Origin of the sequence: Pseudoxanthobacter sp. M-2 (assembly GCF_046156265.1) — a bacterium.
In the GTDB taxonomy this organism is placed as follows: domain Bacteria; phylum Pseudomonadota; class Alphaproteobacteria; order Rhizobiales; family Segnochrobactraceae; genus CAMDHY01.
Genome location: NZ_JAWDIR010000014.1, coordinates 26,424 through 35,579 on the forward strand (window position 1 = coordinate 26,424; position 9,156 = coordinate 35,579).

10 protein-coding genes are annotated in these 9,156 nt (G+C 69.6%); 2 read left to right on the plus strand and 8 right to left on the minus strand.

Annotation, left to right across the window (positions count from 1 at the left end):
- Window positions 1-66: 66 nt before the first annotated feature.
- Window positions 67-795, plus strand: coding sequence for a GntR family transcriptional regulator (locus RUR49_RS11125; protein WP_409146452.1), 729 nt, complete (start codon window positions 67-69; stop codon window positions 793-795).
- Between the two features lie 14 nt (window positions 796-809).
- Here the strand turns inward: RUR49_RS11125 and RUR49_RS11130 are convergent, their stop codons facing one another.
- The 8 genes from RUR49_RS11130 to ccmA all read right to left on the minus strand — a co-directional run bounded on the left by RUR49_RS11130 (window position 810) and on the right by ccmA (window position 5,986).
- Window positions 810-1,610, minus strand: a complete 801-nt coding sequence (locus RUR49_RS11130) for a DUF1194 domain-containing protein (protein WP_409146453.1) — start codon at window positions 1,608-1,610, stop codon at window positions 810-812.
- A 298-nt stretch (window positions 1,611-1,908) separates the two neighbouring features.
- Window positions 1,909-2,535 (minus strand): nucleotide exchange factor GrpE, encoded by a 627-nt coding sequence (gene grpE / locus RUR49_RS11135; RefSeq protein ID WP_409146454.1) that lies wholly within the window; start codon window positions 2,533-2,535, stop codon window positions 1,909-1,911.
- Window positions 2,536-2,598: 63 nt separating this feature from the next.
- The gene (trxA, locus tag RUR49_RS11140; protein WP_409146455.1) at window positions 2,599-2,919 is read right to left on the minus strand and encodes a thioredoxin TrxA; all 321 of its coding nucleotides are present in this window, start codon (window positions 2,917-2,919) and stop codon (window positions 2,599-2,601) included.
- 121 nt (window positions 2,920-3,040) lie between these two features.
- Window positions 3,041-3,670: a DsbE family thiol:disulfide interchange protein gene (locus RUR49_RS11145; protein ID WP_409146456.1), complete on the minus strand. Its 630-nt coding sequence runs from the start codon at window positions 3,668-3,670 to the stop codon at window positions 3,041-3,043.
- Window positions 3,667-3,840, minus strand: coding sequence for a heme exporter protein CcmD (ccmD, locus tag RUR49_RS11150; protein WP_409146457.1), 174 nt, complete (start codon window positions 3,838-3,840; stop codon window positions 3,667-3,669). The genes RUR49_RS11145 and ccmD overlap by 4 nt, the downstream gene beginning before the upstream one ends.
- On the minus strand, window positions 3,837-4,598 hold the full coding sequence (locus RUR49_RS11155) for a heme ABC transporter permease (RefSeq protein WP_409146458.1): 762 nt from the start codon (window positions 4,596-4,598) through the stop codon (window positions 3,837-3,839). Before RUR49_RS11155 ends, ccmD begins: the two co-directional genes overlap by 4 nt.
- A gap of 49 nt (window positions 4,599-4,647) precedes the next feature.
- Window positions 4,648-5,307, minus strand: a complete 660-nt coding sequence (gene ccmB, locus RUR49_RS11160; protein ID WP_409146461.1) for a heme exporter protein CcmB — start codon at window positions 5,305-5,307, stop codon at window positions 4,648-4,650.
- Window positions 5,308-5,356: 49 nt separating this feature from the next.
- On the minus strand, window positions 5,357-5,986 hold the full coding sequence (gene ccmA, locus RUR49_RS11165; RefSeq protein ID WP_409146459.1) for a heme ABC exporter ATP-binding protein CcmA: 630 nt from the start codon (window positions 5,984-5,986) through the stop codon (window positions 5,357-5,359).
- Window positions 5,987-6,270: 284 nt separating this feature from the next.
- On the opposite strand from ccmA, the gene acnA reads away from it, so the two are divergent.
- A complete protein-coding gene (gene acnA / locus RUR49_RS11170) occupies window positions 6,271-8,985 on the plus strand; it encodes an aconitate hydratase AcnA (protein ID WP_409146460.1) in 2,715 nt (904 codons plus the stop codon).
- The last annotated feature ends 171 nt before the right edge of the window (window positions 8,986-9,156 follow it).

Below are 9,156 nucleotides of genomic sequence, written 5' to 3' on the forward strand. Positions count from 1 at the left end.
CCTCATCTGGACGTGCGTGCTAAATGTGCCTACCAGTCTCAAGAGCATTCAGGGGACGAACGGCGGATGGGCCGGCGGGGCGGGGATTGGGGCAGGGAGCGTCGGACCGTCGAGTTCGATGGCGAATTGGAGCCGTCGGACGCAACGCTGACCGAGCGTGCCTACCGTGAAATCCGCCGCGACATCCGTGATGGCACCCTGGAACCCGGCGTGGCACTGCGCCTGGCGGCGCTGCGGGAACGGTTCGGTGTCGGCTTCACGCCACTGCGCGAGGCGATGATGCGCCTCGTCACCGAGCGCTTCGTCCTCGTCTCAGGCCAGAAGGGCTTCCGCGTCGCGCCCGCCACGCGCGAGGACTTCGAGGATCTCATCGAGACGCGCGTCCGTCTCGAGCTGCTGCTGGTGCCGGAGGCGATCGCCCGTGGCGACGACCACTGGGAAGCCTCGGTGCTGGCGACTTTCCACATGCTGTCGCGCCGCCCGGCGATCGACCCGCAGACCGGCCTGCTGACGCCGGGCTGGGCCTCCGCCCACGAGCAATTCCACCGCGCCCTCGTGGAAGCGGCCACGAGCGTCCGCATGAAGTGGATCTGGCTCTGGCTGTTCGAACACTCGGAGCGCTACAAGGCGCTTCTGGCGCGGGCCGGGGGGATTGCCGGCGACGACCGGGCGGCGCACGAGCGCCTGCTGCACGCGGCGCTGGCCCGCGATGTCGCAGCGGCCGCAGACGCCTGCCGCGACCACGCGGCGGTGTTCCAGGCGCGCGTGCGAGAGACCCTCTGGCCGAACGGCTGACCGGGCCGCCCTTCTCAGTCGAACATGTTGCAGGGGACGGCCGCGCGGCCTGCTGCCGGCACAACCTTCACCGTGTCGTCCATCAGCCCGGCGATCTCCAGCACGAGCTTGAGGCGGATCGCATCGGCGAAGCCGTCGAGGCTGCGGACCGGAACGACGAACGATCCCGGCCCGCCGATGACGCAGTCCTCGTAGTAGTGATCGAGGTTGGGCAGGTGGTACCAGCTCGCCCCATCGCTCAGCATCAGCGGCAGGCCGTTGATGGTGATGCCCTGGGCGATGAGCACGTCGCGACTGGCCGTGACAACTCCACCCTGGTTATTCGGGCCGTCGCCGGAGATGTCGATGACCTGCCGGGCGCCCTTGTAGCCGTTGTCCGAAAACAGCGTGCCGGCATAGGCGAGCGCGGATGAGATCGAGGTGCGCTGCACCGTCTTCAGGGGTGCCTCGGCGAGGCGATTGGCGAAGGCCTCCGCTGATTGCGGTCCGTCGATGAGCTGCCAGTCGGCCACCACGAACTGCTCGCCGACCCCGCCCCACTCGATGTAGGTGACGGCGACCTTGCCGGTCATGCCGAAGGCCACCGCCTTCGCCACCTCCTCCGACACCAGGGCCGAGACGTAGCCGTCGCGCTGGACCTGCTGTTCGTACTCGTCCATCGACTGCGAGATGTCGACGGCGAGGACCAGTTCGACGTCGACCTCGACGTCCTCGGCCGATGCGGGGGCGGCGATGGCGAGCATCGCGAGGACGGCGGCGGCGGTCGCGGCCGGGCGGGGGAACTTCCAGGCGATCGGCACGGCGAAGACCTCCATCACAGGGACGGTGCGGTCCTCGGGCGTTCTTCCCGGCGGTCGTCGGGCGGGTGATCCGGCGGCCGCTCTCCAGTCGTTGCCGGGAACGACTTCAAGCGACGTGCCAAAGCGCAGAAGGCCGGTGCGGCCAAGGGGTTGCGGCAACGCGGCGCTTCCGACAGCGCCGTCACCGTGCTGCAATGCCGAAGAAATAGGCGCGCAGTGCGCGCTTCGGCATCAGCCGTCGCGTTGAAACGCTATATCCGGCAATGGGTTATGGCGCAACCCAGCATTGCTGCGCTGCGGAATCCGATTCGGCTCAGCCAGCCGCCGCGGTGGAGTTCGCCCCCGCGTCGGCAGCGCCGGTGGCGGCCTTCGGGCCACCCTTCGCCACGCCCACCAGCGCCGGCCTGAGCACGCGGTCGCCGATGACGTAGCCGGGCTGCAGGACCTTCATCACGGTGCCGCTCGCGACACTGGGATCCGGCACCTCGAACATCGCCTGATGGAGGTTGGGGTCGAAGCGCTCGCCGGCCGGGTCGATGCGGCGCACGCCGTGCTTGCCGAGGGTGGCGACGAACTCGCGCTCGGTCATCTCGACGCCGGAGAGCAGCGCCGCCAACGCCTCGCCGCCCTTTTCGCGCGCATCAGTCGACACCGCTTCCAGCGCACGGCCGAGATTGTCACCGACCGACAGCACGTCCCGGGCGAAGGCCGTGACGGCATAGCGGCTGGCGTCCTGCACCTCGCGCTCGGTGCGGCGGCGCAGGTTCTCCATTTCGGCCAATGTCCGCAACACCTGATCCTTCAGGCCGGCATTCTCGGCCGCCAGCACCAGGATCTCATGGGCGAGGCCCGTCTCGTGGTCGACCTCGGGCGACGTCTCCGGCGCGGCGGGATCGACGGGGGGCAGGTCTGCTTCGGCGTGCGGATCTTGCTTGTTCATGCTGGTCCTCGGCGGGGCCGCGCGCGGCCCCGTCTGTCAGTCGGTCGATCGGTGGCCGTCCGCTCAGGTGTTGCTGTTGATCCACTCGGCCAGGCGCCCCTTCGGAGCGGCACCGACCTGCGTCGCGGCGAGCTCGCCGTTCTTGAACATCAGGAGCGTCGGGATCGAGCGGATGCCGTATTTCGTCGCCGTCTGGTGGTTCTCGTCGACGTTCAGCTTCACGATCTTCACGCGGCCCTGCAATTCATTGCCGATCTCCTCGAGGGCCGGGGCGATCATCTTGCAGGGGCCGCACCACTCCGCCCAGAAATCGACGACGACCGGCTCGCTGGAATCGAGCACATCGGCCTTGAAGGAGGCATCGGTAACTTTGGACGTCGCCATGACGGACCTCGTGAACTGTGTCGGGCGAGACGCTCGCCGACGTCGCGGCGAACGTAGGAAGCGCCCCCCGCCACGTCAAGGACGGGGGGTGTCGCGGCGGGCTTCAAAATAGGGGTTCTGCTCAGCCGGGCGGCCGCGCCGCCGCCTGCTTTGCCGCCGTGATGGCCGCCCCGAGCGGGCCGGCCAGCGCGGCGTCGGAGATCGGGCCGATGTGCTTGTGGAGGATGGTGCCGTCCGGCCCGAGGACGAAGGTCTCCGGCACGCCGTAGACGCCCCACTCGATCGAGGCTCGCCCATTGGCATCGACTCCGACCGCCTCGTAGGGGTTGCCGAGCGCGCCGAGGAAGCGGCGGGCGTTCTCCGGCTGGTCCTTGTTGTTGATGCCGACGATGAGAAGCTCCGGATCCTCGGCGAGCCGCATCAAAAGCGGATGCTCGATCCGACACGGCCCGCACCACGAGGCGAAGACGTTGACGAGCGTTGCCCGCCCGCGCAGGTCCGCCGGCGTCAGACCGGGCACCACCACGCCGTCGCGCACGAGGCCCTCGAGCGGCGGCAGCGCCGTCTCAGGGGCCGGCCGGCCGACCAGCACCGAAGGGATCGCCGAGATATCGCCGCCGACATTCAGCCGAAACAGGAACAGCGCGGCGAGCGCCAGGAAGATCGCCACCGGCGCGCCGAGCAGGAGCCGCATCCGCCGCCGGCGCGCCGCCTCGGCGGGATCGGTCACGAGGGGATCGACCGCCGTCATGGCTGCCGGGCCGCCGAGCGCCGCCGCACGCCGCGCGCCTCGAGCTCGGCGATCCGCTGCTTCAGCCGCCGCCCGTCGAGGAGGATCCATGCCGTAATGCCGACAAGCACGACGGTGGTGATGGCGTAGGCGGCGAAGACGAAGCCGGTATGGCCGGAGAGCCAGCTCATTGCGCCGCCTCCACCCGGCGCGTCTCGCCGGTCGCCGCGGCGGCCGCCTGCATGCCGAGCACGGCGAGGCGCCGGCGCAGGAGTTCGTTGCGCATCGCCATCACCTGCAGCGTCGTGAACAAGAGCGTGAACGCCACCGCCATCACGAGGAGCGGGATCAGCATCGTCGGATGGATGGTCGGACCGTCCATGCGAAAGACGCTCGCCGGCTGGTGCAGCGTGTTCCACCAGTCGACCGAGAACTTGATGATCGGGATGTTGATGGTGCCGACCAGCACCAGGATGGCGGCGACGCGGGCGGCGCGGATCTGGTCGTCGAAGGCGTGCCAGAGGGCGATCAGCCCGAGATACATGACGAACAGCACCAGCATCGAGGTGAGCCTGGCGTCCCACTCCCACCACGTCCCCCACATCGGCTTGCCCCAGATCGAGCCGGTGACGAGGGCGAGGAAGGTGAAGGCGGCGCCGAGCGGGGCTGCGGCCCGCGCCGCCACGTCGGCGAGCGGGTGGCGCCAGACCAGCGTGCCGAGCGCCGAGACGGCCATCGAGACGTAGGCGAACAGCCCGAGCCAGGCCGACGGCACGTGCACGAACATGATGCGCACCGTCTCGCCCTGCTGGTAGTCGGCCGGTGCGAAGAAGAACGACAGCCACAGCCCGACGGCGAGGCAGGCGAGCGTCGCGATCCACAGGAACGGCAGCGCCCGCGCCGAAAGCGACGCGAAGCGGGTCGGATTGGCGAGGTCGGTGACACCCATGATCTGCTTCTAGTGCCCGTCGAGATCGACTTCAATGTGGCGTTGGCGTTCAGCCCTCGCCGGCCCTGAGCGCCGCAGCCGCCGCGATCGGCGCGATCACCAGCGAGAACAGGGTGAGCGCGCAGAGGATCAGGAACGGCGGCAGGAACGGCGCCGGGTCGGTGACGGCGGCATCCGCCGCGGCGACGCCGAAGATCAGCACCGGCACCGCGAGCGGCACCACCAGCACCGGCACCAGCAGGCCGCCACGGCGGAGCCCCGCGGTCAGCGCCGCGCCGATCGCCCCCATCAGCGTCAGCGCCGGCGTGCCGGCGGCGAGCGTCAGCGTCACGGCGCCGATCGCCGTCGGCGACAGGTCGAGGAATAGCGCCAGGAACGGGGCCGCCACCACCAGCGGCAGCCCGCTCGCCGTCCAGTGCGCCGCCGCCTTGGCGAGCACGACGAGCGATAGCGGTGCCTCTCCCGTGAGCAGAAGATCGAGCGAGCCGTCGTCACGATCGGCCTGGAACAGCCGCTCGAGCCCGAGCAGCGTGGCGAGCAGCGCGCCGATCCAGAGGATGCCCGGCCCGATCCGCGCGAGGAGCTTGAGGTCCGGGCCGACGCCGAGCGGCACGATGGTGACGACGACGAGGAAGAACAGCACTGACACTGCCGCGCCGCCGCCGACGCGCAGCGACAGCGTCAGGTCGCGCCGGTAGAGCGCCCACAGCGCCGTCATGCCGCCGGCCTCCCGTGGCCGTTCCGCCGGGCGATGCCGCTCACGCCGGCACCCTCCCGCCGAGAACGAGGCGGCGCGGAGCCGGGATCGGCAGCTCCGCGTGCGTCGCCGCCATGACGATGCCGCCGCCGGAAACGTGATCACGGATCATCTCGCCGAGCCGCCGCTCCGCCGCAGCGTCGAGCGCGGCCGTCGGCTCGTCGAGCAGCCACAGCGGCCGAGGTGCGGCGATCAGGCGGGCGAGCGCGAGGCGCCGCCGCTGGCCAGCCGACAGGTAGGCCGACGGCAGGTCGGCGAGCGGCAGGAGGCCGACCGCGTCCAGCGCGTCGTCGACGCGGTCGCGACTGCCGCCGAGATAGACCGCCCAGAAGCCGAGCGCCTCGGCCACCGACAAGGACGGCTTCACCGCGTCGAGGTGGCCGAGATAGTGGACCTGGGCCGCGAGCGGCAGGTCGTCATCGCCGCCTTCGAGCCGCACGGTCCCCTCGCTCGGGGACAGCAGCCCTGCGACGACGCGCAGCAGGCTCGACTTGCCGGCCCCGTTCGGCCCGGTGACGACCAGCGATTCGCCCGCTTCCACGCTGAAGGAGACGTCCTCGAACAGCCGCCGTCCCCCCCGGTCGAGCGCCAGCGACACGGCGGCGAGACGCTTGGGTGCAGGGGCCGTCACGGCGCGGTTTTCCGCGGCCATCGAGGCTCTCGATCGGCCGATCGGTTGGCTCGCTCGCACATTGGAGGTGATCTGGTTTCGCTGGGGGAAATTCGGTATAGGCCTTGCAACTCGCGCCGGCGGACGGTGCGGTCCTGTATGACTTCGGATGTTCCGACCGGCGCTGTGCCGGAGGGGCTCCGGTCCGGCTTCCAGCAGTGGCCTCCTCCGCTGCCACGACCGCCGCCCCGGGACCATCCCGGTTCCGCCCCGCCGCGCCGCCATTCGAACAGGGGAACGCATCGGTGTCCACCCAGTCCCTCGACAGCTTCAAGTCCCGCAAGACCCTCGAGGTCGGCAAGTCCGAGTACGTCTACTTCAGCCTCAAGGAGGCGGAGAAGAACGGCCTGCCGGGGATTTCGGCGCTGCCGTTCTCCCTCAAGGTGCTGCTCGAGAACCTCCTGCGCTTCGAGGACGGGCGCACCGTCACCGCCGACGACATCCGCGCCGTCGCCGCCTGGATGGTCGACCGCCGCTCCGACCGCGAGATCGCCTTCCGCCCGGCGCGCGTCCTGATGCAGGACTTCACCGGCGTTCCCGCCGTCGTCGACCTCGCCGCGATGCGCGACGCCATGGCGGCGCTCGGCGGTGACCCGCAGAAGATCAACCCGCTGGTGCCGGTCGACCTCGTCATCGACCACTCGGTGGTCGTCGACTTCTTCGGCTCCGCCACCGCCTTCGACAAGAACGTCGCCCGCGAGTACGAGCAGAACCAGGAGCGCTACCGCTTCCTGAAGTGGGGCCAGGGCGCCTTCGAGAACTTCCGCGTCGTGCCGCCCGGCACCGGCATCTGCCACCAGGTCAACCTCGAGTACCTCGCCCAGACCGTCTGGACGAAGACCGAGACGGAGACCGACAAGAAGGGCCGCGCCGTCGAGCGCACCTACGCCTTCCCGGACACCCTGGTCGGCACCGATTCCCACACGACGATGGTCAACGGCCTCGGCGTGCTCGGCTGGGGCGTCGGCGGCATCGAGGCGGAGGCGGCCATGCTCGGCCAGCCGATCTCGATGCTCCTGCCCGAGGTGATCGGCTTCCGTCTCGACGGCAAGCTGAAGGAGGGCATCACCGCCACCGATCTGGTGCTGACGGTGACGCAGATGCTCCGCAAGAAGGGCGTCGTCGGCAAGTTCGTCGAGTTCTACGGCCCCGGCCTCGACAACCTGTCGCTCGCCGACCGCGCCACCATCGCCAACATGGCGCCGGAATACGGCGCCACCTGCGGCTTCTTCCCGATCGATTCCGAGACGATCGAGTATCTCGAGGAGACCGGCCGCAAGGGCAGCCGCGTCGAACTCGTCGAGAAGTACGCCAAGGCCCAGGGCATGTGGCGGACGAAGTCGACGCCCGACCCGGTGTTCACCGACACCCTCGAGCTCGACATCTCCAACGTGCTGCCGTCGCTCGCCGGCCCGAAGCGCCCGCAGGACCGGGTGCTGCTCGCCGAATCGAAGCAGGGCTTCGCCGCCGCGCTCGAAGGCGAGTTCAAGAAGCCCGGCGAGGCGAACAAGCGCGTGCCGGTGGAAGGCCGTGACTTCGACGTCGGTCACGGCGACGTGGTGATCGCGGCGATCACCTCCTGCACCAACACCTCGAACCCGAGCGTGCTGATCGCCGCGGGCCTGCTCGCCCGCAACGCGGTGGCCAAGGGCCTCGCCTCGAAGCCATGGGTGAAGACCTCGCTCGCGCCGGGAAGCCAGGTGGTCGCCGAGTACCTCGACCGCTCGGGCCTGCAGAAGGACCTCGACACGCTGGGCTTCAACCTCGTCGGCTTCGGCTGCACCACCTGCATCGGCAACTCCGGCCCGCTGCCGGAGCCGGTGTCGGTGGCGATCAATTCCGGCGACCTCGTCGCCGCCGCGGTGCTCTCCGGCAACCGCAACTTCGAGGGCCGCGTCAATCCGGACGTGAAGGCGAACTATCTCGCCTCGCCGCCGCTCGTCGTCGCCTATGCGCTCGCCGGCTCGATGCAGATCGACCTGACGCGCGAGCCGCTCGGCTACACGAAGAAGGGCGAGCCGGTCTATCTCCGGGACATCTGGCCGTCCAACAAGGAGATCGCGCAGTTCATCCGCGACAACGTCACCAAGAAGATGTTCAAGGAGCGCTACGCCGACGTCTTCAAGGGCGACGAGCAGTGGCAGAAGATCGCCGTGCCGACGGGTGACACCTACACCTGGGACGACGGCTCCACCTACGTGCGCAACCCGCCCTACTTCGTCGGCATGCAGCACGCGCCGACGGCGCCGGGCGACATCGTCGGCGCGCGGGTGCTCGGCCTGTTCCTCGACTCGATCACCACCGACCACATCTCGCCGGCCGGGTCGATCAAGGCGGCATCGCCGGCGGGCGAATACCTCGTCTCGCATCAGGTCCGCCCGGTCGACTTCAACCAGTTCGGCACGCGGCGCGGCAACCACGAAGTGATGATGCGCGGCACCTTCGGCAACATCCGCATCAAGAACCAGATGCTCTCCGGCAAGGAGGGTGGCTTCACGCTGCACCAGCCGGACGGCGTCGAGATGCCGATCTACGACGCGGCGATGCAGTACAAGGCGGAGGGCGTGCCGCTCGTCATCTTCGCCGGCAAGGAATACGGCACCGGATCGTCGCGCGACTGGGCCGCCAAGGGCACCAACCTGCTCGGCGTGCGCGCGGTGATTTCGCAGTCGTTCGAGCGCATCCACCGCTCCAACCTCGTCGGCATGGGCGTGCTGCCCGCCACCTTCAAGGACGGCGAGAGCTGGCAGACGCTGGGTCTCAAGGGCGACGAGGTGGTGACGATCCGCGGCATCGAGACGGGGCTGATGCCGCGCCAGACGCTGTCGGCGGAGATCGTCTCGGCCGACGGCACGGTGCGCCACGTCGAGCTGCTCTGCCGGATCGATACGCTGGACGAGCTCGAGTACTTCAAGAACGGCGGCATCCTGCAGTACGTCCTGCGCAACCTCGCCGCCTGAGGTCGAGGCTTCCGGCGCGCCTCGGCGCGCCGGCCCGCGAGATCGCCTGCGCGCCGCCTGCGCGCGGGCATGAACGTCTCACCCCCACGTCGTCATCGCCCGGCTCGACCGGGCGATCCATTCTTGCGATAGCGTCAGCCCGTTTCCGGGTGGATGGATGGCCCGGTCAAG